Here is a 25,204-nt window from a genome sequence, read left to right on the forward strand (position 1 = left end):
CAAAATTAAGTCGCTTGGCTATAGAATCTTCAATTTCAGTTAATGAGAAAACCACCTTACACTCCCTCGAATTGTTCATTCGGGAGAGTGTAGAGAACTATGTTTGGCATGTATTGGCAGGGGTTTTTTCTGGGTGCGGCGATGATTTTACCTCTGGGGCCGCAAAATGCTTATGTGATGAATCAGTGGATTCGACGTCAGTATCATCTGATGATTGCCCTGCTGTGCGCATTAAGCGATGTCATCTGGATTTGCGCCGGTATTTTTGGCGGCAGCGCGTTGCTGAGTCAGTCATCGCTATTGTTGTCACTGATCACCTGGGGAGGCGTTGCCTTTCTGCTTTGGTATGGCTGGGGCGCGTTTAACGTGGTCTTCAAGCGTCAGCTCGACGTGGTGAGCGTGGATATCGCACGGCAAAGACGTTGGCGCGTTATCGCTACCGTGTTGGCGGTTACCTGGCTGAATCCGCATGTCTATCTGGATACTTTTGTGGTACAGGGCAGCATCGGTGGGCAGATGGCACCCGATGCGCGCAGTTGGTTTGCCCTGGGATCCATTACTGCTTCCTTCCTGTGATTCTTTGCATTGGCGCTGCTGGCCTCCTGGCTGGCACCGTGGCTGAACACGCCAAAAGCCCAGCGCGTGATTAATGCCTTCGTTGGCGTCATCATGTGGAGTATTGCACTGCAACTCGCACACTCTGGTATGCAATAGTGTTGTAAGTTGACGTTTTTTTACGGTATTCCGGAATTCACCTATAGTTAAGCCAAGCCAGCCAGTGCACTATATTTATCAATAACGCCATGTTTATCCCTAGCCGTAGGCATATTCATTGCACAGGCGCACCGCCGTGATGGTGGCGTGCAACGGCGGACTATTAATGGAATCAGGAGAAACGACACTGTGAAGCTAAAAGCACTGGCGATAGCCGCCCTGTTAGGATTAAGTACGCTTCCACTGTCCGGTCAGGCGGCTGAATTGCCGAACGGACCGCACATCGTGACATCGGGCAAAGCGAGCGTGGATGCTACACCTGATATTGCGAATCTGGCGATTGAGGTCAGCGTTTCATCGAAAGATGTGGCTGATGCTAAAAAGCAGGTGGACGATCGCGTGGCGCAATATTTTGCCTATCTGGAAAAGCACGGTATTGAAAGGAAAGACATCAGCGCCGCCAACCTGCGCACCCATCCTGAATATGATTTTCTGAAAGATGGTTGTTCTGAATTGAGAGGGTATGGTGCGGTGCGCCAGGTGGCAGTAACGGTACGCCAATTGGATCAGCTAAACGCTTTGCTGGACGGTGCGCTGCGCGCGGGGTTGACGGAAATCCGCGGCGTGGAACTGGGGGTTGCCAACCCGGAAGCCTATCGCGATCAGGCACGTCAACGGGCAATCGAAACGGCGACCAGTCAGGCGAAAGCATTGGCCACCGGGTTCAACGCCAAGCTGGGGCCGATTTACAGCATCCGCTATCAGGTTGCCAATTATCAGCCCGTTCCCATGGCCCGGATGTTTAAAGCGGCTGGCGTCGCGGCAGAAGCCGATGTGGCGCAGACTTACGAGCAGCAAAGCATCCAGTTTGACGATCAGGTTGACGTGGTGTTCGAGCTGCAACCTAATCAGTAACGTCTTCTTGAAGGGCGTCTCAGGATTGGCGCAATACGCGATGCCCATGCGAGAGCAGGGCATCCTTCACCTTTCTCATCATCCGGCTCTCTGGCGCAAAGCGGTGCCAATAGAGCATGCGGCGCTGAAACAGGCCCGGTGTCAGATCGACCAGCTCGCTGTTTGCCAATTCTCTCTCAATTTGCAGGTGCGGGATCATACAGCAAGTGGTGCCTTGTTGCGCCAACTGTACGAATGCTTCTGACGAGTTAACGATATGGCAAGGAATGCTGCCGGGCGAGAGATCGAAATTCTGCTGCAAAAACGCCTGATGCATGTCGTCCAGATGGTCAAAGGCAACCGCAGGGGCACGCAGCAACGCGGAGCGGGTCACGCCGTTCGGGAAGTAGCGTGCGGCAAAATCCGGAGAGGCGACAAACAGATAGTCTAACGCACCGAGTTTATCCACCAGACAGCTCGGCAACGGTTGCGGCTGGATACTGACGGCACCGACCACTTCACCACGGCGCAAGCGTTCTTGCGTGCGGGTTTCATCTTCCACTTGCAGATTAAGGCGAATAGGGGAGTCGACCAGTACCGGTTGCAACGCCGGTAACAGCCAGGTTGCCAGACTGTCGGCGTTGACCGCCAGCGACAGCAACAGTGGGATATCGCTGCTGGCATCGTTGCTCAGCCACTCTTCTTCCAGCAACTCCACTTGATGCAACAGCGCCAGCAGTTTTTGTCCTTGTTCGGTGGGACGCGGTGGGATGGTTCTGACCAATAGCGGTTGTCCGAACAGGTTTTCCAACTGTTTGATGCGTTGTGAAACGGCGGATTGCGTGATGCACAATTTTTGCGCGGCGCGTTCAAATCCGCGCTCACGGATGACGGCATCCAAAGCCTGAAGTGTGCGATAGTCCGGTCGTTTCATGAAGGTGCAATTTCCTATGGATAAAACTTGGTCTTTGCACTATGCCACATTTTTCCGACGGAACACGCTAAAAATCTGTCCTATTTCACACTCATGGCCGAAAATAATCGGGTGGCGCGTGGCGATTGGGCGTCGTTTCCGGTGGCGCTTGCTCTATAATACGCCTCTCTCTTCTCACTGTAATTTGCAGGCACGATACAGACCATGACACAAGATGAACTGAAAAAGGCAGTCGGCTGGGCCGCGTTGGATTATGTCCGCCCGGATACGATTGTTGGGGTGGGGACGGGCTCAACGGCAGCGCACTTCATTGACGCGTTGGGTTCCATCAAACACCAGATTAAAGGCGCAGTATCCAGCTCCGTGGCGTCTACCGAAAAGTTGAAAAGCTTAGGCATTACGGTATTCGACAGCAACGAGGTTGATGAACTGGATATCTATGTGGACGGTGCCGATGAGATTAACCCGCACATGCAAATGATTAAAGGCGGTGGCGCTGCGCTGACGCGTGAGAAGATCATTGCCGCTATTGCGCGTCAGTTTATCTGTATCGTCGATGCCTCCAAGCAGGTGGATATTCTTGGCGCATTCCCATTGCCCGTGGAAGTGATCCCCATGGCCCGCGCGTACGTGGCGCGTGAACTGGTGAAACTGGGCGGTCAGCCGGTCTATCGTCAGGATGTGGTTACCGACAACGGTAACGTCATTCTGGATGTGCACAACCTCGATATCTCAGATGCCATCGCGGTAGAAAACCGTATCAATGGGATTGCAGGTGTGGTGATCGTCGGTCTGTTTGCTAACCGTGGCGCTGACGTTGCGCTGGTCGGTACCGCAGACGGGGTGAAAACCCTGAAGTAATTTCTCTCCTGCACATCGGGCGTTGACATGAAGATGCTAACGTCCGATTTTTTTTGCTTAAAAACCCTACCATTGTTAAAGTCTCACTTTTGGTACTTAATATCACTTTTTCTTATTTTGTTCCCTGCACATCTGGCGAGGCGTTATACCTATTTTTTACTGTAAAAGGGGGTTTGTGACGCCGTTGGCAGCATCGGGGAAGCAATCGATTGTCTTGCTGCTGGCGTAATTTTTGTTATGTTGGCAGAGGCTGTTTGGCAAATGGGTTCATTGGCATCTGAAGTCTGAATATAAGGTCGGGAAATGGCAAAGGTATCACTGGAAAAAGACAAGATTAAATTCCTCCTGGTGGAAGGGGTTCACCAGAGCGCGTTGGAAAACCTGCGCGCAGCGGGTTACACCAACATTGAATACCATAAAGGTGCGTTAGATACGGAAGCGTTGAAAGCCTCCATTCGTGACGCGCATTTCGTCGGTTTGCGTTCCCGTACTCATCTGACGGAAGAAGTGTTTGCTGCCGCAGAAAAACTGGTTGCCGTGGGCTGTTTTTGCATCGGCACCAATCAGGTAGAACTGCCTTCCGCCACCAAGCGCGGCATCCCGGTGTTTAACGCCCCCTTCTCTAACACCCGTAGTGTGGCGGAGTTGGTGATTGGTGAAATGCTGCTGCTGCTGCGCGGCGTTCCGGCAGCTAACGCGAAAGCGCATCGCGGCGTATGGCATAAACTGGCTGTGGGCTCGTTTGAAGCGCGCGGCAAAAAACTGGGCATCATTGGCTACGGCCATATCGGCACCCAGTTGGGTATCCTGGCCGAAAGCCTGGGGATGCACGTCTACTTTTACGACATCGAGAGCAAGTTGCCGTTAGGCAATGCTCAGCAGGTGAGTCACCTGTCCGAATTGCTGAACATGAGCGACGTGGTCAGCCTGCACGTTCCGGAAACCTTAAGCACCCAGAACATGATGGGCGCAGAAGAGTTGGCGCTGATGAAACCGGGTTCTATCCTGATCAATGCCTCACGCGGCACGGTTGTCGACATCCCTGCATTGTGCGAAGTGTTACGCAGCCAACACATTGCTGGTGCCGCGATTGACGTATTCCCGCAAGAGCCAGCAACCAACAGTGACCCGTTTGTTTCTCCGCTGCTGGAGTTCGACAACGTGCTGCTGACGCCGCACATTGGCGGTTCCACCCAGGAAGCACAGGAGAACATCGGTACGGAAGTGGCCGGTAAACTGGCAAAATACTCTGACAACGGTTCGACGCTGTCTGCGGTTAATTTCCCAGAAGTTTCCCTGCCAGTACAGAGCGATCGTGCACGTTTGCTGCACATTCACGAAAATCGCCCGGGCGTACTGACGGCCATCAACACCATTTTTGCCGAGCAAGGTATCAACATTGCTGCCCAGTACCTGCAAACCAGCTCGGATATCGGTTATGTGGTGATCGACGTGGAAACGGATGCGGCGAATACTGCACTGCAACTGATGAAGGCGATCCCTGGCACCATTCGTGCCCGCCTGTTGTTCTAAGTGCGCGTCGAGCGTTTACTGCCATGACAAACAGCCCCTTTTGGGGCTGTTTGCTTAAAGAGGCTGACAGCGCGGGGGTTTATAACGCGAGGGTTTATAGCGCGATAGCCACTTTGCCGCGCATATGTCCTTCCTGCACTTTGGCGTGAGCCTGTTGCAGTGTTTCAATGCTTAACCCGTTCAAGACTTCACTGGCGGTGCCTTGCAGTTTGCCCGCGTCCACCAGATGTGCGACTTCTTGCAGAATTTTTCCTTGCTGTTCCATGTCCGGCGTTTTGTACATGCTGCGAGTGAACATGAATTCCCAATGCAGCGAGGCACTTTTACGCTTCAGTTCGTTCTGATCCAGCGGACGTTCGTTTTCCACGATATAGCTAAACGACTTAATTTTGATTACATTATTTAAATGAGCTATTCAATTGATTTTAGACGTAAAGTGATATCTACACGGAAAAACGAAGGGTTGAGTATCCGAGAAACAGCGAAGCAATTTCGGATTGGCCCTGCCTCTGTATCGCGTTGGATTAATCAAATAGAGTCAAAAGCATCGACCACGCGTCAGCGAAAGATCGATAAATCCGAGTTGATAAAAGATGTTGAACAATATCCAGATGCTTACCAAAAAGAACGTGCAGAGCGTTTTGGCGTTTGTCAGAAGGCCATTTGGCAAGCGCTTAAAAAGCTGGGATTGACCTATAAAAAAAACGCTACGTCATCCGAAAGCCGACGAAAACGCCCGGCAGGGATTTCAACAAAAAAAACAATAGTATGAAAAAGAAGGTAAACCTATTGTTTTTATTGATGAAAGTGGTTTTTCACACGATGCCCCACGGACTCACGGCTATTCCCCAAAAGGTCAACGGTGTTTTGGCCTGAAGAACTGGGGAGCTAGGGGAAGAACAAATGTTATCGGCGCTTTATTAGGCACAACGCTGTTTGCTATCGGATTATTTGATATCAATATTAACAGCGATGTTTTCTATGCCTGGGTCACACAAGTCCTTATCCCAGTACTCCCTAAAAACAGTGTAATCATGATGGACAATGCCACTTTTCACAAAAAACATAATATTCAACAAGTCATCATCGATGCAGGGTATATGGTGGAGTATTTGCCTACATATTCGCCAGATCTTAACCCAATTGAGCATAAATGGGCACAAGCAAAAAGCAAAAAAAGAGAGATGGGTTGCGATACAGAGAGTTTGTTCTCAGTCCATATGGTGTAATCAAAATTAAGTCGCTTGGCTATAGTGCAAATTTTGCCTTTCGGTGCAATCAAGGAGCCTATCGCGCTCCAGTGGCCGTCAGTGTCGTTCAGGAAGAAAATATAATCCACCTGGGTAATGCCTGCTGTTTTCAACTCACCGACCAAATCGCAATAATCAACCACGAGGTCCGCGCCGCGCTGACGGCACCATTCTGCCGAATCAGGACGGGATGCCGTAGCGATAATTTTTACCTCACTGCGCAGTGCCGCCAGTGAAATAGCCAGAGAGCCAACGCCGCCCGCACCGCCGATAATCAGCAGGGTTTTCCCTGCGTCAGCGTCCTGAATCTCCAGGTGTTCAAAAAGCCCTTCCCAGGCGGTGAGTGCGGTCAGCGGTAGCGCAGCAGCCGCGGTCCAGTCGAGGGATACCGGTTTATGCGCCACAATGCGTGCATCGATGAGCTGATGCGAACTGTTGCTGCCAGCGCGCGTGATATCGCCTGCGTACCACACCTCATCGCCCACTTGAAAACCGCTGACGCGATCGCCAATCGCCAGTACGGTGCCACTGGCATCCCAGCCTAACACGCGCGGCTCTGCCAATCCGTTTTTACGCAACCCGGCATGGACTTTGGTATCGACAGGATTGATGGATACCGCCCTTACTTCAACCAGCAGATCGTTTGGGCCCGGCTGCGGCTGCTCTTGGGTAATGGCGATAAAACGTTCAGGGTGCTGTGGGTCAACGGCAATAGCATGTACGGTCATGTTCTGTTCCTCATTGTTTCGATGAGAAAAGTGTAGAACGAACTCATCGTGCTGATAAGATGGACAATCATTAACGAAGTGTTTGTTATGTAAGAACAATAATGATTAAACCCTCCATGTTCAGGCAGTGGCAGGATATGGCGCTGTTTGCGCTGGTGGCCGAATGTGGCAGTGTGACGCAGGCTGCGCTCAAGGCTGGCATGGCCAAATCCAGCCTCAGCTTGCGTATCAGCCAGCTCGAACAGCAGCTTGGGCTACGGCTGCTAAACCGTACTACGCGTAAGATCAGTCTGACGTTTGCCGGCGAGCGTTATAGCCAAGCGACTTAATTTTGATTACACCATATGGACTGAGAACAAACTCTCTGTATCGCAACCCATCTCTCTTTTTTTGCTTTTTGCTTGTGCCCATTTATGCTCAATTGGGTTAAGATCTGGCGAATATGTAGGCAAATACTCCACCATATACCCTGCATCGATGATGACTTGTTGAATATTATGTTTTTTGTGAAAAGTGGCATTGTCCATCATGATTACACTGTTTTTAGGGAGTACTGGGATAAGGACTTGTGTGACCCAGGCATAGAAAACATCGCTGTTAATATTGATATCAAATAATCCGATAGCAAACAGCGTTGTGCCTAATAAAGCGCCGATAACATTTGTTCTTCCCCTAGCTCCCCAGTTCTTCAGGCCAAAACACCGTTGACCTTTTGGGGAATAGCCGTGAGTCCGTGGGGCATCGTGTGAAAAACCACTTTCATCAATAAAAACAATAGGTTTACCTTCTTTTTCATACTGTTGTTTTTTTTGTTGAAATCCCTGCCGGGCGTTTTCGTCGGCTTTCGGATGACGTAGAGTTTTTTTTATAGGTCAATCCCAGCTTTTTAAGCGCTTGCCAAATGGCCTTCTGACAAACGCCAAAACGCTCTGCACGTTCTTTTTGGTAAGCATCTGGATATTGTTCAACATCTTTTATCAACTCGGATTTATCGATCTTTCGCTGACGCGTGGTCGATGCTTTTGACTCTATTTGATTAATCCAACGCGATACAGAGGCAGGGCCAATCCGAAATTGCTTCGCTGTTTCTCGGATACTCAACCCTTCGTTTTTCCGTGTAGAGGCTTTGTTGAATAATTTAAGATACTGATTTATATAAGCATTATAAAATTCCAACGACTAATTTTTCCTCTCGGAATGGGCTTTGTTGAATAATTTAAGATACTGATTTATATAAGCATTATAAAATTTCAACGACTAATTTTTCCTCTCGGAATGCTTTTTATTGTGCTAACTATTTGATTTGTCGTTCTAACAAAATACATTCTCTGTAAATGCATTCTAACTAAAGAAGATGTAAATCAAACGGTTAAATTATTCAACAAAGCCCCGTGTAGATATCACTTTACGTCTAAAATCAATTGAATAGCTCATTTAAATAATGTAATCAAAATTAAGTCGTTTAGCTATATAGTTCCGCAACGCTAGAGGGCGCTGAAGAGGCCCTGGATGCCTTCGCGGCCAAATGGGATGAGCAGTTCCCGACGATCAGCCCGTCGTGGAGAAATAATTGGGAACGTCTCATCGTCATTTTTGACTTTCCGCCGGAGATCCGCAAGGTTATCTACACCACCAACGCAATAGAGTCGTTAAATGCTTCATTGCGCAAGATAACGAAAACGCGACGAATATTTCCAACGGATGACTCGGTGATAAAATTACTCTATCTAGCCTTGCATAATATCTCTGCTAAATGGACCTTGCCAATCAGAGACTGGAAACCTGCTATGATCCAATTCATGTTGATGTATGGAGAACGAATCTCCGGTTAAGCAATGGAGCCATTTACACAAAATTCTTTACAGACTCGGGATAAATCCTTTCTGCTCTGCACCCATCTGCCGCTCGTGATCTTTTCGATTCTTTTTCCGATAAATCAAATAACAAGCTGAAAATTCAGCGGCTAAATTTTTCAATTCTTCGACTGATAATCCAATGATTGCTTTACATAAACGATTATAGCCAAGCGACATTATTTTGATAACAGCCAGCTATGCTTCTTTGCCGCATATCAGGGCATAGGATGTAATCATTTTTAAGTCGGTTGGCTATAGATGGTGCGCAGGTCAGCAGCAACGGCCTTACGCTCTTTCCAGCCGACGTAGCGCAGCGAGTTCCGCACCTGATGCACAATGCAGAGCTGTACCCGCGTATGCGGGTAAACAGCTTCAATGGCATCAGGAAAGCCTTTCAGGCCATCGCAGCAGGCGACGAAGATGTCCTTTAGCCCACGATTTTTCAGTTCTGTCATCACAGATAACCAGAACTTGGCCCCCTCAGTTTTGGCTATCCATAGCCCCAGCAGCTCTTTTTCGCGCTGGCCGTTGACGCCGAGGGCCAGATAAACAGACTTGTTGGCCACGGCTCCGCCGTCCTGGCTTTTGACAACAATACAGTCAAGGTAAACAATGGGATAAAGCGCATCCAGCGGCCGTTGCTGCCAGCGCTTAACTTCATCCATCACAGCATTGGTCACTTGAGAAATGAAGCCAGCGGAAACATCGACCCCGTAGACTTCTTTAAAGTGTGCCTGAATATCTCGGGTTGATAACCCTCTGGAATAGAGAGAAATAATGCGGTCATCGAAGCCGTTAAGCTGTTTTTCGTTCTTACCGATCAGTGTCGGCTCGAAGGTACTGTTGCGGTCGCGCGGAATATCGAGCTCGATCTCCCCATTTTGGCTACGTACGCTCTTGGATGTCTTGCCATTGCGGGAGTTGCCTGAATGATTACCAGCCGGGTCATGCTTAGCATACCCAAGGTGCATCTCCATCTCAGCTTCAAGAACCCGTTCCGCCAGTCTTTTAGTCAGCACCTTGAGTAGGCCTGATTCACCCAGCAGATCCTGAGGGGAGTGACAATCTTGAAGCAGTTGGTCAATAAGTTCGTTGCTGATAGGCATTTTGTTATCCTTTGAAGGTTTTCCTCAAAATGCCATTTACACAGATTATTTTACAGTCTCTTTATCTCCCAACCCCATTAGATAAACTGCTTTTTATTTTATTGTATTTAAAATGTTATCCGACCTATGATTTGCAAGGACTTCTTTTTGGTTTAGATAGAACACGGGTATGTCGCTGGGTAAAAATATTATTGCCGGTTTTAGAGATGACCTTGGGGCGAGAATGTGTTTTGCCCGCTCGTCAAATTCGCTCTGCTGAGGAATTTTTTCGCGCCTTTCCTGGAGTTAAAGACGTCTTTATTGATGGGACAGAGCGACCTGTCCAAAAGCCTAAGAATCTGCGTCGGCGAAAATAAATGTATTCGGGAAAGAAAAGACAGACCACTCGAAAAGGGCTTATTATGACTGACGAAACAAGGCAAATTGGATTTATCCCCATGAGCAAAAATGGGCGCCGTCACGATAAACGCTTACTCGATAAAGTCTGATCCGGCCCAGAGATCGTGGACACGCTGTTAAGTGAGTAAAATTGCTGACAGAGGTGGAAAATGACTCAATCGAACGGTCGTAAAATGAGCAACAATCGCTATCCGGACGAGTTTCGGGAGAATGCTCTGCTACTTGCTCAGCGGATTGGCGTAGCCAAAGCAGCCAGTGAGTTGAATCTTCACGAATCGCAGCTTTATGCCTGGCGTAAAAAACAGCAAATGGCGCTATCCTGCTCCGAACGTGAACAGCAGCAATCTGTTGAAATTGTCAGGCTTAAACGTCAACTGGCTGATCAGGCTGAGGAGTTAGCCATCCTCCAAAAGGCCGCGACGTACTTCGCCAGACGCCTGAAGTGAGGTACGTCTTTATGCAACAATATCAGGCTGAGTTTCGGGTTAAGTCTATGGCGCGTGTTCTGGTCGTCAGCCGCAGCGGATTTTATGCCTGGAGCCGACGATGTGGGCAGAAAACGGTTTCACAGCAGCGACGGGAGCTTTGCGATACCCGGGTAGCCAGCGCCTTTACGGAACAGAAAGGACGCAACGGTGCCCGCAGGCTGCGCCTGGACCTGCAGGATGCCGGTTATCATTACAATCGCAAAACCATCGCTGCCAGCCTGCGCCGGCAGGGGCTGAAGGCGAAAGCGGCAAAAAAATTCAGGGTGACAACAGATTCGAAGCATAATCGTCCGGTGGCGCCGAATCTGCTACAGCAGGATTTCACAGCATCAGCCCCGAACCAGAAATGGGTCGGTGACATCACTTACTTATGGACGGAAGCGGGTTGGGTTTATCTGGCTGTAATAATTGATTTATTTTCACGAGCCGTTGTGGGATGGTCAATGTCGGTAAGGATGAAGTCGGGCCTGGTCTGCGATGCCCTGCAGATGGCCCTGAGCCGACGGGGTTCCCCAGAGGGCGTCATCGGCCACTCGGATCGTGGCAGTCAGTACTGTTCTGATGATTATCAGAAGTTAATTAAAATCAGTAAATTAACATGTAGCATGAGTGGAAAAGGCAACTATTATGATAACGCGTGTGCTGAAAGTTTTTTTCACAGTTTGAAGGTGGAGCTGATCCACGGCGAACACTTTCCTGACCGGGAAACCATGAAATCTGAGGTGTTTAACTACATTGAGGTGGATTACAATCAGAAACGGCGGCATAGCACGCTGGGCTATGTCAGCCCGATGGTATTTGAACGACAAGTCCTCTCTTAAGGGCGTGTCCACCAAGTCTGGGCCAGATCAGTCGATATAATTCGCCATATTCCTCCTGAGGTAACCATCTGGGCAGATACCGGTTTTCAAGGTATAGATAAACAGCATCTTAATACACAAATCCCAAAAAAAGGAACTCGAAAAAGACCTTTATCGCCTGAACAAAAACAAGAAAATAAAATAATCTCGGGCATCCGTATTACAGTTGAACACGCCATCGCGGGTATCAAGCGCCTCGGTTGCATGACCCAAATTTTACGGAATCGTAGACCCTTTATTGATGATACCTTCTTACTCCTTAGGGCTTTGTTGAATAAATCGAACTTTCAGGGGATCGCCGGATCAAAGCACTATCATCGCTCCCGATAGCAGCTCCCCATGGCAAAGCAAAAGTTTAAAATCACCAACTGGCCCACCTACAACAAAGCACTCAGACAACGCGGCTCCCTGACGGTCTGGCTTGATGAGTCGGCCATCGCTGCATGGACTGACAGTTCTTCGCCTGAAGGTCGTGGTCGGCCGCTTTACTACACCGATATGGCTGTTACCACGGTTTTGATGATAAAGCGCGTGTTTAACCTGTCGCTCCGGGCATTAAAGGGCTTTGTCGACTCGGTTTTTACACTGATGAGCCTGCCACTGCGCTGCCCGGACTACTCTCTGGTCAGTCGGCGGGCAAAAACCGTCAGTATCAGCATAAAAACGCCAACGCGTGGTGAAATCTCGCATCTGGTCATCGACAGTACCGGTCTGAAGGTCTTTGGCGAAGGTGAATGGAAAGTCAGGCAGCATGGGGCTGACAGACGAAGAGTGTGGCGCAAGCTTCATCTGGCAGCAGACAGTGCGACGCATGAGATTATCTGTGCCGACTTATCGCTCAGCGGAACGACAGATGCGCAGGCACTGCCGGGCCTGATTAACCAAACCCACCGGAAAATCAGGGAAGTGTCAGCAGACGGTGCTTATGACGCCCGTTACTGCCACGATGCGTTGCTGAGAAAGAAAATCAGGCCCCTTATCCCGCCGCGAAGCGGAGCGAAATACTGGCCGGACAAGTACTATGAACGTAACCATGCGGTGGCGAATCAGCGTCTGAGCGGGAGTAATGATATAGCCAAGCGACATTATTTTGATAACAGCCAGCTATGCTTCTTTGCCGCATATCAGGGCATAGGATGTAATCATTTTTAAGTCGGTTGGCTATATGTGGAAAAAGAAAGTGGGTTATCACCGGCGTTCAGTGGCAGAAACAGCGATGTTCCGCATAAAAACTTTGCTGGGTGGCCACCTGAGCCTGCGTGACTACGATGCTCAGGTGGGTGAAGCCATGGCGATGGTCAAAGCGCTGAATCGTATGACGTTGTTGGGTATGCCACACAGCGTCAGGATCGGATAACAGGTGTAGCAGAGGGAGTCATCCTGTCGGCTAATTCTGATTTATTCAACAAAGCCACGGATAACGCCACGCAAATCAATCAGCAAGCCGAGGCCAATTCACGCCGTGGTTTTATGCTGATGGCGCTCTACTTTGTGGCTTCCATCGTGATGGCTGCGATCATCTATAGCTAAACGACTTAATTTTGATTACATTATTTAAATGAGCTATTCAATTGATTTTAGACGTAAAGTGATATCTACACGGAAAAACGAAGGGTTGAGTATCCGAGAAACAGCGAAGCAATTTCGGATTGGCCCTGCCTCTGTATCGCGTTGGATTAATCAAATAGAGTCAAAAGCATCGACCACGCGTCAGCGAAAGATCGATAAATCCGAGTTGATAAAAGATGTTGAACAATATCCAGATGCTTACCAAAAAGAACGTGCAGAGCGTTTTGGCGTTTGTCAGAAGGCCATTTGGCAAGCGCTTAAAAAGCTGGGATTGACCTATAAAAAAAACTCTACGTCATCCGAAAGCCGACGAAAACGCCCGGCAGGGATTTCAACAAAAAAAACAACAGTATGAAAAAGAAGGTAAACCTATTGTTTTTATTGGTGAAAGTGGTTTTTCACACGATACCCCACGGACTCACGGCTATTCCCCAAAAGGTCAACGGTGTTTTGGCCTGAAGAACTGGGGAGCTAGGGGAAGAACAAATGTTATCGGCGCTTTATTAGGCACAACGCTGTTTGCTATCGGATTATTTGATATCAATATTAACAGCGATGTTTTCTATGCCTGGGTCACACAAGTCCTTATCCCAGTACTCCCTAAAAACAGTGTAATCATGATGGACAATGCCACTTTTCACAAAAAACATAATATTCAACAAGTCATCATCGATGCAGGGTATATGGTGGAGTATTTGCCTACATATTCGCCAGATCTTAACCCAATTGAGCATAAATGGGCACAAGCAAAAAGCAAAAAAAGAGAGATGGGTTGCGATACAGAGAGTTTGTTCTCAGTCCATATGGTGTAATCAAAATTAAGTCGCTTGGCTATATGTGATTATCCGCAACGCATTACTGGCTCCGCTGGACCGGTTGGTGACGCGCATTCAACGTATTGCCGCTGGGGATTTAACCCAACGTGCCAGTGAGATGGCGCGTAACGAAATCGGTATTCTGGGGCAGAACGTCCAGAACATGCAGGCCGCATTGGCAGAAACGTTTAGCGTGGTACGCGAAGGGGCAACGGCGATTCATCTGGGGGCCACGGAAATTTCCGCGGGCAACGTCGATCTCTCTTCACGCACGGAGCAGCAGGCCGCCGCACTAGAAGAGACGGCAGCCAGCATGCATCAATTGACGGCCACGGTGAAGCAAAACTCAGAGAACGCCCACCATGCCAGCCAACTGGCGAAAAATGCCTCAACCAAAGCGGAGAAAGGCGGTGATATTGTGAATAACGTGGTGAACACCATGAGCGATATCTCTACCATTTCACGCAAGATTGCGGACATTACCTCGGTGATTAACAGCATTAAACTAGTTGCTGAATAGAGACTTGCATTTTTTGTCAGGCTATTGAGAATAAAAAGAGGTTTAACTTAGAGAATAAAGGTTTGAAATGATCAACAAAGAGCGGTTGTTACGAGATAATCGTTTATGTAAAGCAATCATTGGATTATCAGTCGAAGAATTGAAAAATTTAGCCGCTGAATTTTCAGCTTGTTATTTGATTTATCGGAAAAAGAATCGAAAAGATCACGAGCGGCAGATGGGTGCAGGGCAGAAAGGATTTATCCCAACCCCATTAGAGAGACTGTAAAATAATCTGTGTAAATGGCATTTTGAGGAAAACCTTCAAAGGATAACAAAATGCCTATCAGCAGAGACTGTAAAATAATCTGTGTAAATGGCATTTTGAGGAAAACCTTCAAAGGATAACAAAATGCCTATCAGCAACGAACTTATTGACCAACTGCTTCAAGATTGTCACTCCCCTCAGGATCTGCTGGGTGAATCAGGCCTACTCAAGGTGCTGACTAAAAGACTGGCGGAACGGGTTCTTGAAGCTGAGATGGAGATGCACCTTGGGTATGCTAAGCATGACCCGGCTGGTAATCATTCAGGCAACTCACGCAATGGCAAGACATCCAAGAGCGTACGTAGCCAAAATGGGGAGATCGAACTCGATATTCCGCGCGACCGCAACAGTACCTTCGAGCCGACACTGATCGGTAAGCACGAAAAACAGCTTAACGGCTTCGATGACCGCATTATTTCTCTCTATTCCAGAGGGTTATCAACCCGTGATATTCAGGCACACTTTAAAGAAGTCTACGGGGTCGATGTTTCCGCTGGCTTCATTTCTCAAGTGACCAATGCTGTGATGGATGAAGTTAAGCGCTGGCAGCAACGGCCGCTGGATGCGCTTTATCCCATTGTTTACCTTGACTGTATTGTTGTCAAAAGCCAGGACGGCGGAGCCGTGGCCAACAAGTCTGTTTATCTGGCCCTCGGCGTCAACGGCCAGGGCGAAAAAGAGCTGCTGGGGCTATGGATAGCCAAAACTGAGGGGGCCAAGTTCTGGTTATCTGTGATGACAGAACTGAAAAATCGTGGGCTAAAGGACATCTTCGTCGCCTGCTGCGATGGCCTGAAAGGCTTTCCTGATGCCATTGAAGCTGTTTACCCGCATACGCGGGTACAGCTCTGCATTGTGCATCAGGTGCGGAACTCGCTGCGCTACGTCGGCTGGAAAGAGCGTAAGGCCGTTGCTGCTGACCTGCGCACCATCTATAGTTCCGCAACGCTAGAGGGCGCTGAAGAGGCCCTGGATGCCTTCGCGGCCAAATGGGATGAACAGTTCCCGACGATCAGCCCATCGTGGAGAAATAATTGGGAACGTCTCATCGTCATTTTTGACTTTCCGCCGGAGATCCGCAAGGTTATCTACACCACCAACGCGATAGAGTCGTTAAATGCTTCATTGCGCAAGATAACGAAAACGCGACGAATATTTCCAACGGATGACTCGGTGATAAAATTACTCTATCTAGCCTTGCATAATATCTCTGCTAAATGGACCTTGCCAATCAGAGACTGGAAACCTGCTATGAGCCAATTCATGTTGATGTATGGAGAACGAATCTCCGGTTAAGCAATGGAGCCATTTACACAAAATTCTTTACAGACTCTATCAGCAACGAACTTATTGACCAACTGCTTCAAGATTGTCACTCCCCTCAGGATCTGCTGGGTGAATCAGGCCTACTCAAGGTGCTGACTAAAAGACTGGCGGAACGGGTTCTTGAAGCTGAGATGGAGATGCACCTTGGGTATGCTAAGCATGACCCGGCTGGTAATCATTCAGGCAACTCACGCAATGGCAAGACATCCAAGAGCGTACGTAGCCAAAATGGGGAGATCGAGCTCGATATTCCGCGCGACCGCAACAGTACCTTCGAGCCGACACTGATCGGTAAGCACGAAAAACAGCTTAACGGCTTCGATGACCGCATTATTTCTCTCTATTCCAGAGGGTTATCAACCCGTGATATTCAGGCACACTTTAAAGAAGTCTACGGGGTCGATGTTTCCGCTGGCTTCATTTCTCAAGTGACCAATGCTGTGATGGATGAAGTTAAGCGCTGGCAGCAACGGCCGCTGGATGCGCTTTATCCCATTGTTTACCTTGACTGTATTGTTGTCAAAAGCCAGGACGGCGGAGCCGTGGCCAACAAGTCTGTTTATCTGGCCCTCGGCGTCAACGGCCAGGGCGAAAAAGAGCTGCTGGGGCTATGGATAGCCAAAACTGAGGGGGCCAAGTTCTGGTTATCTGTGATGACAGAACTGAAAAATCGTGGGCTAAAGGACATCTTCGTCGCCTGCTGCGATGGCCTGAAAGGCTTTCCTGATGCCATTGAAGCTGTTTACCCGCATACGCGGGTACAGCTCTGCATTGTGCATCAGGTGCGGAACTCGCTGCGCTACGTCGGCTGGAAAGAGCGTAAGGCCGTTGCTGCTGACCTGCGCACCATCTATAGTTCCGCAACGCTAGAGGGCGCTGAAGAGGCCCTGGATGCCTTCGCGGCCAAATGGGATGAACAGTTCCCGACGATCAGCCCGTCGTGGAGAAATAATTGGGAACGTCTCATCGTCATTTTTGACTTTCCGCCGGAGATCCGCAAGGTTATCTACACCACCAACGCGATAGAGTCGTTAAATGCTTCATTGCGCAAGATAACGAAAACGCGACGAATATTTCCAACGGATGACTCGGTGATAAAATTACTCTATCTAGCCTTGCATAATATCTCTGCTAAATGGACCTTGCCAATCAGAGACTGGAAACCTGCTATGAGCCAATTCATGTTGATGTATGGAGAACGAATCTCCGGTTAAGCAATGGAGCCATTTACACAAAATTCTTTACAGACTCCCATTAGATAAACTGCTTTTTATTTTATTGTATTTAAAATGTTATCCGACCTATGATTTTCAAGGACTTCTTTTTGGTTTAGATAGAACACGGGTATGTCGCTGGGTAAAAATATTATTGCCGGTTTTAGAGATGACCTTGGGGCGAGAATGTGTTTTGCCCGCTCGTCAAATTCGCTCTGCTGAGGAATTTTTTCGCGCCTTTCCTGGAGTTAAAGACGTCTTTATTGATGGGACAGAGCGACCTGTCCAAAAGCCTAAGAATCTGCGTCGGCGAAAAAAAATGTATTCGGGAAAGAAAAGACAGACCACTCGAAAAGGGCTTATTATGACTGACGAAACAAGGCAAATTGGATTTATCCCCATGAGCAAAAATGGGCGCCGTCACGATAAACGCTTACTCGATAAAGTCGATATAATTCGCCATATTCCTCCTGAGGTAACCATCTGGGCAGATACCGGTTTTCAAGGTATAGATAAGCAGCATCCTAATACACAAATTCCAAAAAAAGGAACTCGAAAAAGACCTTTATCGCCTGAACAAAAACAAGAAAATAAAATAATCTCGGGCATCCGTATTACAGTTGAACACGCCATCGCGGGTATCAAGCGCCTCGGTTGCATGACCCAAATTTTACGGAATCGTAGACCCTTTATTGATGATACCTTCTTACTCCTTAGCGCCGGTCTTTGGAATTTCCATCTCAGAACAGCGTAAAATTTACTTCAATCACCGAAACACCCTTATTTCACTATTAAGCAACACGCTTATTGCCTTCCAGACCAATATCTTGGCGTTGAATGCTGCGGTTGAAGCCGCCCGTGCCGGTGAGCAAGGTCGCGGGTTTGCCGTGGTGGCCGGTGAAGTGCGCAGTCTGGCGCAGCGCAGTGCACAGGCGGCGAAAGAGATTGAATCCCTGATCGGTGAGTCTGGCTGCTTGGTTGATACCGGCGCGTATCTGGTTTCACAGGCGGGGGATACCATGGGTGAGAACGTTCAGGCGGTCACCAGCGTGACTGACATCATGGGGGAAATTGCCTCCGCGTCTGATGAGCAGAGCCGAGGTATCAGTCAGGTAAGTCATGCGGTATCGGAAATGGACAGCGCAGTGCAGCAGAATGCAGCGTTAGTACAGGAAGCCTCTGCGGCGGCGGTATCGCTGGAAGATCAGGCCGGGCGGTTAACGCAGGCGGTTGCGGTATTCCAAATAGCCTCATCAGCGCCTGCGCATGCACTGGCAGCCTCGACGGGCGCTGCGGCGCCAACGTCAGTGCGCAGCAACCCTGCGTTGCCTGCGGTAGGCACAAAACGGGTCAAACCGGATGACAGTCACAATTGGGAAACCTTTTGATCGCGATTGAGCGGTGAACGCCATAAAAACGCCCCGGCAAGAACCGGGGCGTTTGATACAGTGAGCCAGTTAACTGTCTGACGTTAACGGCACATTACTTTGCGATACGCTTGTACTTGATGCGGTGAGGTTCCAGTGCATCTGCGCCCAGCGTGCGTTTCTTGTACTCTTCGTACTCGGTGAAGTTGCCTTCAAAGAACTCCACTTTGCCTTCATCCTGATAATCCAGAATATGAGTAGCAATACGGTCCAAGAACCAACGGTCGTGGGAAATGACCATGGCACAGCCGGGGAACTCCAGCAGGGCGTTTTCCAGCGCGCGCAGGGTTTCAATATCCAGGTCGTTGGTTGGTTCATCAAGCAGCAGCACGTTGCCGCCGACTTGCAGCAGCTTCGCCAGATGCAGGCGACTGCGTTCACCACCGGACAATTCTCCGACGCGTTTGCCCTGATCGGTGCCTTTAAAGTTAAAGCGGCCAACATAAGCACGACTTGGCATCTCGGTGGTGCCAACACGCATGATGTCCAGCCCGCCGGAGACTTCTTCCCACACGGTTTTGCTGTTGTTCATGCTGTCACGGAACTGATCAACTGACGCCAGTTTTACCGTTTCGCCCAGTTCGATAGTGCCGCCATCGGGCTGCTCTTGGCCGGACATCATACGGAACAGCGTTGATTTACCGGCACCGTTCGGGCCGATAATCCCAACAATTGCCCCCTTGGGCACCGCGAACGACAGGCCGTCAATCAGTTGGCGCTCACCGTAGGCCTTGCTCAGGTTTGTGACTTCCACCACTTTGTCGCCCAGGCGTAGACCTGGTGGAATGAACAGTTCGTTGGTTTCGTTACGTTTCTGGTATTCGGTACTGTTAAGCTCTTCAAAGCGAGCCAGACGGGCTTTGCCTTTAGCATGACGGCCTTTAGCACCCTGACGCAACCACTCCAGCTCTTTCTCAATGGATTTACGGCGAGCCGCTTCCTGAGAGGCTTCCTGCGCCAGACGCTGGTCTTTTTGTTCCAGCCAGGAAGAGTAGTTACCTTCCCACGGAATGCCTTCGCCGCGGTCCAGTTCCAGAATCCAGCCAGCCACGTTATCGAGGAAGTAACGGTCGTGGGTGATGGCAACCACGGTGCCTTCGAAGTCGTGCAGGAAGCGTTCCAGCCAGGCCACGGATTCTGCATCCAGGTGGTTGGTTGGTTCGTCGAGCAGCAGCATGTCGGGTTTTTCCAACAGCAGGCGACACAGTGCCACGCGGCGGCGTTCGCCACCGGACAGCTTGGCGATTTTTGCATCCCATTCCGGTAGGCGCAGCGCATCAGCAGCACGTTCTAACTGGTTATCCAGATTATGGCCGTCGTGCGCTTGAATGATCTCTTCCAGCTTACCCTGTTCAGCCGCCAGCTTGTCGAAATCGGCATCCGGATCGGCGTACAGTGCATACACCTCATCCAGACGTTTGAGCGCGCCGACCACTTCCGATACCGCTTCTTCGACGGATTCACGTACTGTGTGTTCCGGGTTGAGCTGCGGTTCTTGCGGCAAGTAGCCGATTTTGATGCCAGGTTGCGGGCGCGCTTCCCCTTCGATGTCTTTATCGATCCCTGCCATGATGCGCAGCAGGGTGGATTTCCCTGCGCCGTTCAGACCCAGCACGCCAATTTTTGCGCCTGGGAAGAAGCTGAGGGAGATATTCTTTAAAATATGGCGCTTCGGCGGAACCACTTTGCCGACGCGGTGCATGGTATAGACGTATTGAGCCACGTTGCGACTTCGCCTCTCTATGGGTTAATGGATACAGTGCGTAGCCCGCGCTGCATCAAGGTTAACGATGAAGGTGGGGCGTCGCCCTCTTCGATTTATCGTTATGCTGATGCGGAGTGTAGCTGGTTTCGCCGTGCGATCCCAGCCATCATCCCTCACTGTCTGCCACTCTGTGAAATGGCTCCAAGGGCGGCGTTTTAGTGCACTGTAGTCAACCCGGAATTTATAAACGGTTATCCTTACGTTGCTTGACATTTTATTCCCTTTTACGAAATATCGCCGCTGCCCATCCTGTGCCACACTGGAGGGCAGCACATGTCGTCTGGATGATGCAAATTTTGCTAATGCAAACCGCGGGTTTGCAATGACGGCGGCGTGTAGTGGTTAAATAATCAGGACACTAAACTTACATCCAAAACGGAGGTGTTTAGTGAACCATAAACGACAATTTACCCCTGAGTTTAAAAAGGAAGCCGTTGCCCTGGTAACAGAGCAGGGCTATACGATAGCCAGGGCAGCAGCATCGCTGGGCATAAGCAACAAAACCCTGCATACATGGGTCTCGCTGGCACGCGAGCAGAGCAACGGCGTACTCAGCGATGATGAACGTGCAGAGTTAAAACGGTTACAAAAGGAAAACAAAGAGTTACGTACAGAGAAGGAGATGCTAAAAAAGGCGAGTGCCTTCTTCGCGAAACATATGTCGTGAGATACCGGTTCATTCTCGACAATGCCACTGACTTCAGCGTTCGTACACTCTGTCGGGTCATGCGTGTGACGGCCTCTGCCTGGTATGCATGGCGAAAAAAGCCCGCCGAACCGCTGCAAAAAGACGTGGAGGTCCGGGTCAGGTTAAAGGCGCTGTTCGCCGCCAGCAGGCAGGGAGCAGGAAGCCGGACGCTGGTCAAAAGGCTTCGTGGAGAAGGCATCATAATCAGCCGCTGGCGGGTGAGGAAACTCATGCAGGAAGAGGGGCTGGTCTGCCGACAGCGCCGGACTTATAAGGTCACGACAAAACACCGCCCGGGTGCAGAGGTGGCACCAAACCTGCTGAACCAGAATTTTAACCCGCCGGGGCCAAATCAGGTGTGGGCGAGTGACATCACGTATCTGAAGACCGGTGAAGGCTGGCTGTATCTGGCGGCTATTATGGATTTGTACTCCCGGCAGATAGTGGGCTGGCAGGTGGACAGACGGATGACCTCATCGCTGGTCTGCGGGGCCCTGATGAAGGCATATAACCTGCGAACTCGCCCGCCGGGCCTGGTGGTGCATACGGACAGGGGGGCGCAGTACACGGGACAACGCTTTCAGGCGCTGCTGAGCAGCTATAGCCAAGCGACATTATTTTGATAACAGCCAGCTATGCTTCTTTGCCGCATATCAGGGCATAGGATGTAATCATTTTTAAGTCGGTTGGCTATACAGGCTGAGGAGCAGTATGGGAGACGTGGGTGCCTGCTGGGATAATGCGGTGATGGAGCGCTTCTGGGGCAGTCTGAAACATGAATGGTTGCTGCTGGTACCCCAGCCAACACGGGCTTACATGGAGCAGGATGTGGCGACGTATATCCGCTACTACAACCTAGACAGGCATCATGCCGCTAACGGGGATCTGTCTCCGGTGCGTTATGAACAAATGGCTGAGAAAAAAGTGTCCTGATTTACTTGACCAGTGCAGCGTTCTGAGGCGAAATGTATCAGTGATGTGCACATTGCATGTCGATAACCGTTTGGGATGAGGTGGTTTGGATGAAGGGTAACATGGGGCGCAGGGTGCGCATTGCCATCCTGTGTCTGGCGGGGGTTACAAACTCGGCCATGGCGGATACGCTGGATGCTCAACGCCAGCGCTATCAGCAGGTTAAGCAGGCGTGGGACAGTAATCAGATGGATACCGTGCAGGCGTTGATGACAACCTTGCGCGATTACCCGCTTTATCCTTATCTGGAATACCGTGCGTTAACACAATCGCTGGGGCAGGTGAGCAGCAGCGACGTCAGTGCATTCTCCGCGCGTTATCCAACGTTACCGCCTGCGCGTAACCTGAAATCCCTGTTTGTGAATGAACTGGCGCGCCGCGAAGATTGGGCGGGCCTGCTGGCGTTTGCACCCACCTCACCCAAACCGGTTGTGGCGCACTGTAATCACCTCTATGCCCGCTATGCAACGGGACAACGTCAGGGCGTGTGGGATGAAGCAAAGGCCATCTGGCTGACCGGACGTTCGCTGCCTACCACCTGCGATAAGCTGTTTGCCGTCTGGGAAGCTGCCGGTGAAAAAACACCCATCGCCGTACTGGAGCGCATTCGGTTAGCAATGAACGAGGGCAGCACCGGTCTGGTGAACTATCTGGTGAAACAGCTTCCACCTGATTACCGCATCATCAGCGATGCGTTGATGAAGTTGCAGAACGACCCCAAAACTGTAGAGCGTTTTGCTCGCAGCGTGGGGCCAACCGATTTTACACGCAATGCCACGCTGGTCGCCTTCCGCCAATTGGCTCGACAGGATGAAGAGGGCGCCCGCGCGCTTATCAGCGTATTGGTGCGGCTGCAAAAAATGAGCGAAGCCGATCGCCGAGAGATGGAAGAAGCGGTGGCCTGGCGTTGGATGGGGACCGGTGCTACGCCAGAACAGGCCGCCTGGCGTGATGCCGTGGCGCAGCGCAGCCAATCAACCAGCCTGATTGAACGCAGGGTACGTATGACGCTCGGAGAGGGGGATAAAGCGGGGCTGCGCTTCTGGCTCGCGAAACTTCCGGCTGAGGCGTTACAGAAAGAGGAGTGGCGCTACTGGCAAGCGATGTTGCTGTTAGATAACGGGCAGCGTCAGGACGGTGAGGCCATACTACGATCGCTGATGCAGGGACGGGGCTTCTACCCGATGGTTGCCGCGCAGAAGCTCGGCATCCCTTATTCGTTGACCATTGCGTCGTCCATCCCGGATAAAACCCTGGCGCAACGTCCGGAGATTGCGCGCGTGCGCGAGCTGATGTACTGGAACATGGACAATCTGGCGCGCAGCGAATGGGGGGAACTGGTGGCGAGCAGTGATAAGCCGCGTCAGGGAGCGTTAGCGTGTTACGCATTTGATCAAGGCTGGGCTGACCTTAGCGTGCAGGCGACCATCGTGGCCAAGTTGTGGGACAATCTGGAAGAGCGTTTCCCGCTGGCATGGCGCGACACCTTCAAGCGAATGACACAAGGGCGTGCCATTCAACAGAGCTATGCGATGGCGATTGCCCGCCAGGAAAGCGCCTGGAACCCGCAAGCGCGCTCTCCGGTCGGTGCCTCTGGCCTGATGCAACTGATGCCAGCCACCGCACAGCATACCGCGAAAAAGAGCAACCTGAGCGGCTATGTCAACAGCAGCCAGCTGTTCGATCCCGAAACCAATATCCTGTTAGGCACCACCTATCTGGATGATGTCTATCAGACCTTCAATAACAACCGTATCCTTGCCAGTGCGGCCTATAATGCCGGGCCTTCGCGCGTGAATACCTGGCTGAAAAACAGCGCAGGGCGTCTCGACCCGGTTGCCTTTATTGAAAGTATTCCGTTTACCGAAACGCGTGGCTATGTGAAAAACGTGCTGGCCTACGATGCTTTCTACCGCTACTTCCTGCGTCAGAATGACAGCGTCTTGACGTCAGCAGAGTGGGGACAGCGTTACTAGGCTGTGTCCCTTAATTGCTTGAGCTATAGTATCCATCTGTTTCTAAGACACTTTGGATTATGGCTCGCTACGATCTTTCTGATGAAGCATGGGCAATCATTGAGCCCTTGTTACCAACCGTTTTGACATCTCCGCAGGCAGGCCGGCCATGGGCAGAACATCGCAAAATCGTCAACGGCATGTTCTGGATACTGTGTTCAGGTGCCCCATGGCTTGATTTACCTGAACGTTACGGCCCATGGAAAACCGTTTATAACCGTTTCAATAGATGGTCAAAGTCTGGAGTTATTAACATTATTTTTAATAAGTTACTTTCATTTCTTGATGCTCATGGACTTGTTGACTGGTCAGCCACTGCGCTGGATGGCAGCAATATCCGTGCGCTCAAATGTGCGGCTGGCGCTCAAAAAAACATCCCGATATTACCAACGATAACAGCCTGGGTCGCTCACGAGGTGGTTATGGCACCAAAATCCACATGGCGACTGACGGAAGCGGCATCCCGCTAAATATCGTACTGAGTGCTGGGCAGGCTCACGAAAGCCTGTTCGCGTTACGACTCCTGGACGGCATTGGCGTGCAACGGCAGAACGGTAGCATGAAGCGTCGTGGTCATGCGGTACTGGCTGACAAAGCCTACTCTGGCAATGCACTCCGTAACGAGTTGAAAAGAAAAGGGATAAGAGCGGTTATTCCCCGAAAATCAAATGAAAAACTGGCTTCAGATGGACGCTCACAACTTTATCGTGATGCTTATCGCCGTCGCAACGTTGTAGAAAGATGTTTTGGCCGTTTAAAGGAATATAGACGGATTGCCACACGTTATGAAAAAACGGCAAGAAACTATCTAGCAATGGTGAAACTGGGCTGCATCCGCTTGTTTTACGCCCGGTTACGTAATTAAGGGACACAGCCTAGGTGCTAGGTTACCGATACGATTTTTCACGCACGATATCGGTGATTTCCCAATGATTATGCTATGCTGCTGTACTCGTTAACGAG

24 protein-coding genes and 10 pseudogenes are annotated in these 25,204 nt (G+C 50.3%); 26 read left to right on the top strand and 8 right to left on the bottom strand.

All coding sequences use genetic code 11. The features are described 5' to 3' along the window. The first annotated feature begins 99 nt into the window (after positions 1–99). Positions 100–714: pseudogene (gene argO / locus ACQGXV_RS17835) on the top strand (arginine exporter ArgO). Between the two features lie 189 nt (positions 715–903). Continuing rightward, positions 904–1,629, top strand: a complete 726-nt coding sequence (locus ACQGXV_RS17840; protein WP_440867079.1) for an oxidative stress defense protein — start codon at positions 904–906, stop codon at positions 1,627–1,629. A gap of 19 nt (positions 1,630–1,648) precedes the next feature. On the opposite strand, the gene ACQGXV_RS17845 is transcribed toward ACQGXV_RS17840, so the two are convergent. Beyond that, positions 1,649–2,542, bottom strand: a complete 894-nt coding sequence (locus tag ACQGXV_RS17845; protein WP_440867080.1) for a LysR family transcriptional regulator ArgP — start codon at positions 2,540–2,542, stop codon at positions 1,649–1,651. 204 nt (positions 2,543–2,746) lie between these two features. On the opposite strand from ACQGXV_RS17845, the gene rpiA reads away from it, so the two are divergent. Both rpiA and serA read left to right on the top strand, forming a co-directional pair. Beyond that, a complete protein-coding gene (rpiA, locus tag ACQGXV_RS17850; RefSeq protein WP_440867081.1) occupies positions 2,747–3,403 on the top strand; it encodes a ribose-5-phosphate isomerase RpiA in 657 nt (218 codons plus the stop codon). Between the two features lie 303 nt (positions 3,404–3,706). After that, positions 3,707–4,936 (top strand): phosphoglycerate dehydrogenase, encoded by a 1,230-nt coding sequence (gene serA, locus ACQGXV_RS17855; RefSeq protein WP_440867082.1) that lies wholly within the window; start codon positions 3,707–3,709, stop codon positions 4,934–4,936. Between the two features lie 94 nt (positions 4,937–5,030). On the opposite strand, the pseudogene ACQGXV_RS17860 reads toward serA, so the two are convergent. Then, positions 5,031–5,306: pseudogene (locus tag ACQGXV_RS17860) on the bottom strand (zinc-binding dehydrogenase); the annotation flags it as partial. A gap of 36 nt (positions 5,307–5,342) precedes the next feature. Between ACQGXV_RS17860 and ACQGXV_RS17865 the strand changes: the two are divergent. Both ACQGXV_RS17865 and ACQGXV_RS17870 read left to right on the top strand, forming a co-directional pair. Continuing rightward, positions 5,343–5,708 carry an IS630 transposase-related protein gene (locus ACQGXV_RS17865; protein ID WP_440867083.1) on the top strand — a complete coding sequence of 122 codons (366 nt, stop codon included), beginning with the start codon at positions 5,343–5,345 and terminating at the stop codon, positions 5,706–5,708. A 25-nt stretch (positions 5,709–5,733) separates the two neighbouring features. After that, positions 5,734–6,165: an IS630 family transposase gene (locus tag ACQGXV_RS17870; protein WP_440867233.1), complete on the top strand. Its 432-nt coding sequence runs from the start codon at positions 5,734–5,736 to the stop codon at positions 6,163–6,165. Between the two features lie 14 nt (positions 6,166–6,179). On the opposite strand, the pseudogene ACQGXV_RS17875 reads toward ACQGXV_RS17870, so the two are convergent. After that, positions 6,180–6,914, bottom strand: a pseudogene (locus ACQGXV_RS17875) (alcohol dehydrogenase catalytic domain-containing protein); the annotation flags it as partial. A gap of 116 nt (positions 6,915–7,030) precedes the next feature. Between ACQGXV_RS17875 and ACQGXV_RS17880 the strand changes: the two are divergent. Further along, positions 7,031–7,228, top strand: a pseudogene (locus tag ACQGXV_RS17880) (helix-turn-helix domain-containing protein); the annotation flags it as partial. Between the two features lie 21 nt (positions 7,229–7,249). On the opposite strand, the gene ACQGXV_RS17885 reads toward ACQGXV_RS17880, so the two are convergent. Together ACQGXV_RS17885 and ACQGXV_RS17890 are read right to left on the bottom strand one after the other, a co-directional pair. After that, on the bottom strand, positions 7,250–7,783 hold the full coding sequence (locus ACQGXV_RS17885; protein WP_440862665.1) for an IS630 family transposase: 534 nt from the start codon (positions 7,781–7,783) through the stop codon (positions 7,250–7,252). Continuing rightward, positions 7,707–8,090, bottom strand: coding sequence for an IS630 transposase-related protein (locus tag ACQGXV_RS17890; protein ID WP_440867084.1), 384 nt, complete (start codon positions 8,088–8,090; stop codon positions 7,707–7,709). The genes ACQGXV_RS17885 and ACQGXV_RS17890 overlap by 77 nt, the downstream gene beginning before the upstream one ends. Positions 8,091–8,380: 290 nt before the next feature. On the opposite strand from ACQGXV_RS17890, the pseudogene ACQGXV_RS17895 reads away from it, so the two are divergent. After that, positions 8,381–8,746, top strand: a pseudogene (locus ACQGXV_RS17895) (transposase); the annotation flags it as partial. Between the two features lie 27 nt (positions 8,747–8,773). Here ACQGXV_RS17895 and ACQGXV_RS17900 read toward each other — a convergent pair. Together ACQGXV_RS17900 and ACQGXV_RS17905 are read right to left on the bottom strand one after the other, a co-directional pair. Continuing rightward, positions 8,774–8,947 carry a hypothetical protein gene (locus ACQGXV_RS17900; protein ID WP_440867085.1) on the bottom strand — a complete coding sequence of 58 codons (174 nt, stop codon included), beginning with the start codon at positions 8,945–8,947 and terminating at the stop codon, positions 8,774–8,776. A 65-nt stretch (positions 8,948–9,012) separates the two neighbouring features. Continuing rightward, a pseudogene (locus ACQGXV_RS17905) lies at positions 9,013–9,876 on the bottom strand (IS256 family transposase); the annotation flags it as partial. A 29-nt stretch (positions 9,877–9,905) separates the two neighbouring features. Here ACQGXV_RS17905 and ACQGXV_RS17910 point away from each other — a divergent pair. The 13 genes and pseudogenes from ACQGXV_RS17910 to ACQGXV_RS17970 all read left to right on the top strand — a co-directional run. Continuing rightward, the gene (locus ACQGXV_RS17910; RefSeq protein WP_440866406.1) at positions 9,906–10,232 is read left to right on the top strand and encodes a helix-turn-helix domain-containing protein; all 327 of its coding nucleotides are present in this window, start codon (positions 9,906–9,908) and stop codon (positions 10,230–10,232) included. Continuing rightward, on the top strand, positions 10,233–10,364 hold the full coding sequence (locus ACQGXV_RS17915) for a hypothetical protein (protein ID WP_440866407.1): 132 nt from the start codon (positions 10,233–10,235) through the stop codon (positions 10,362–10,364). A 60-nt stretch (positions 10,365–10,424) separates the two neighbouring features. Further along, a protein-coding gene (locus tag ACQGXV_RS17920; RefSeq protein ID WP_440867086.1) for an IS3 family transposase occupies positions 10,425–11,584 on the top strand; the annotation gives its coding sequence in 2 pieces (ribosomal slippage) (positions 10,425–10,680 and positions 10,680–11,584; 1,161 coding nt in all). 27 nt (positions 11,585–11,611) lie between these two features. After that, positions 11,612–11,953: pseudogene (locus tag ACQGXV_RS17925) on the top strand (transposase family protein); the annotation flags it as partial. Between the two features lie 9 nt (positions 11,954–11,962). Beyond that, positions 11,963–12,974 (top strand): annotated as a pseudogene (locus ACQGXV_RS17930) (IS5 family transposase); the annotation flags it as partial. A gap of 207 nt (positions 12,975–13,181) precedes the next feature. Next, positions 13,182–13,547 (top strand): IS630 transposase-related protein, encoded by a 366-nt coding sequence (locus ACQGXV_RS17935; protein ID WP_440862584.1) that lies wholly within the window; start codon positions 13,182–13,184, stop codon positions 13,545–13,547. Continuing rightward, positions 13,471–14,004: an IS630 family transposase gene (locus ACQGXV_RS17940; protein WP_440867492.1), complete on the top strand. Its 534-nt coding sequence runs from the start codon at positions 13,471–13,473 to the stop codon at positions 14,002–14,004. Before ACQGXV_RS17935 ends, ACQGXV_RS17940 begins: the two co-directional genes overlap by 77 nt. Before the next feature lie 22 nt (positions 14,005–14,026). Beyond that, positions 14,027–14,509: pseudogene (locus ACQGXV_RS17945) on the top strand (HAMP domain-containing protein); the annotation flags it as partial. Between the two features lie 85 nt (positions 14,510–14,594). Beyond that, positions 14,595–14,795: a hypothetical protein gene (locus ACQGXV_RS17950; protein ID WP_440866490.1), complete on the top strand. Its 201-nt coding sequence runs from the start codon at positions 14,595–14,597 to the stop codon at positions 14,793–14,795. Between the two features lie 123 nt (positions 14,796–14,918). Beyond that, on the top strand, positions 14,919–16,130 hold the full coding sequence (locus ACQGXV_RS17955; RefSeq protein WP_440862551.1) for an IS256 family transposase: 1,212 nt from the start codon (positions 14,919–14,921) through the stop codon (positions 16,128–16,130). Next, the gene (locus ACQGXV_RS17960) at positions 16,052–17,374 is read left to right on the top strand and encodes an IS256 family transposase (protein WP_440867087.1); all 1,323 of its coding nucleotides are present in this window, start codon (positions 16,052–16,054) and stop codon (positions 17,372–17,374) included. The genes ACQGXV_RS17955 and ACQGXV_RS17960 overlap by 79 nt, the downstream gene beginning before the upstream one ends. Continuing rightward, a complete protein-coding gene (locus ACQGXV_RS17965; protein ID WP_440867088.1) occupies positions 17,352–18,128 on the top strand; it encodes a transposase family protein in 777 nt (258 codons plus the stop codon). Before ACQGXV_RS17960 ends, ACQGXV_RS17965 begins: the two co-directional genes overlap by 23 nt. A gap of 52 nt (positions 18,129–18,180) precedes the next feature. Then, positions 18,181–18,762: pseudogene (locus tag ACQGXV_RS17970) on the top strand (methyl-accepting chemotaxis protein); the annotation flags it as partial. Positions 18,763–18,856: 94 nt separating this feature from the next. Here ACQGXV_RS17970 and ettA read toward each other — a convergent pair. Then, entirely contained in the window at positions 18,857–20,524 is a 1,668-nt protein-coding gene (gene ettA, locus ACQGXV_RS17975; protein ID WP_440867089.1) for an energy-dependent translational throttle protein EttA, read from the bottom strand. 430 nt (positions 20,525–20,954) lie between these two features. On the opposite strand from ettA, the gene ACQGXV_RS17980 reads away from it, so the two are divergent. The 5 genes from ACQGXV_RS17980 to ACQGXV_RS18000 all read left to right on the top strand — a co-directional run bounded on the left by ACQGXV_RS17980 (position 20,955) and on the right by ACQGXV_RS18000 (position 25,106). Further along, positions 20,955–21,233, top strand: coding sequence for a transposase (locus tag ACQGXV_RS17980; protein ID WP_440867090.1), 279 nt, complete (start codon positions 20,955–20,957; stop codon positions 21,231–21,233). Next, entirely contained in the window at positions 21,230–21,877 is a 648-nt protein-coding gene (locus ACQGXV_RS17985; protein ID WP_440867091.1) for an IS3 family transposase, read from the top strand. Before ACQGXV_RS17980 ends, ACQGXV_RS17985 begins: the two co-directional genes overlap by 4 nt. A gap of 76 nt (positions 21,878–21,953) precedes the next feature. Then, positions 21,954–22,187, top strand: a complete 234-nt coding sequence (locus tag ACQGXV_RS17990) for an integrase core domain-containing protein (RefSeq protein WP_440867493.1) — start codon at positions 21,954–21,956, stop codon at positions 22,185–22,187. A gap of 101 nt (positions 22,188–22,288) precedes the next feature. Next, on the top strand, positions 22,289–24,202 hold the full coding sequence (gene sltY, locus ACQGXV_RS17995; protein WP_440867494.1) for a murein transglycosylase: 1,914 nt from the start codon (positions 22,289–22,291) through the stop codon (positions 24,200–24,202). A gap of 59 nt (positions 24,203–24,261) precedes the next feature. Further along, positions 24,262–25,106, top strand: a protein-coding gene (locus ACQGXV_RS18000) for an IS5 family transposase (protein ID WP_440867092.1) whose coding sequence is annotated in 2 segments (ribosomal slippage) — positions 24,262–24,607 and positions 24,607–25,106 — 846 coding nt in all. Because the reading frame shifts where the segments join, the coding sequence is not laid out codon by codon here. Positions 25,107–25,204 lie beyond the last annotated feature (98 nt).

Source organism: Symbiopectobacterium purcellii (assembly GCF_052050035.1).
In the GTDB taxonomy this organism is placed as follows: Bacteria; Pseudomonadota; Gammaproteobacteria; order Enterobacterales; family Enterobacteriaceae; genus Symbiopectobacterium; species Symbiopectobacterium purcellii_A.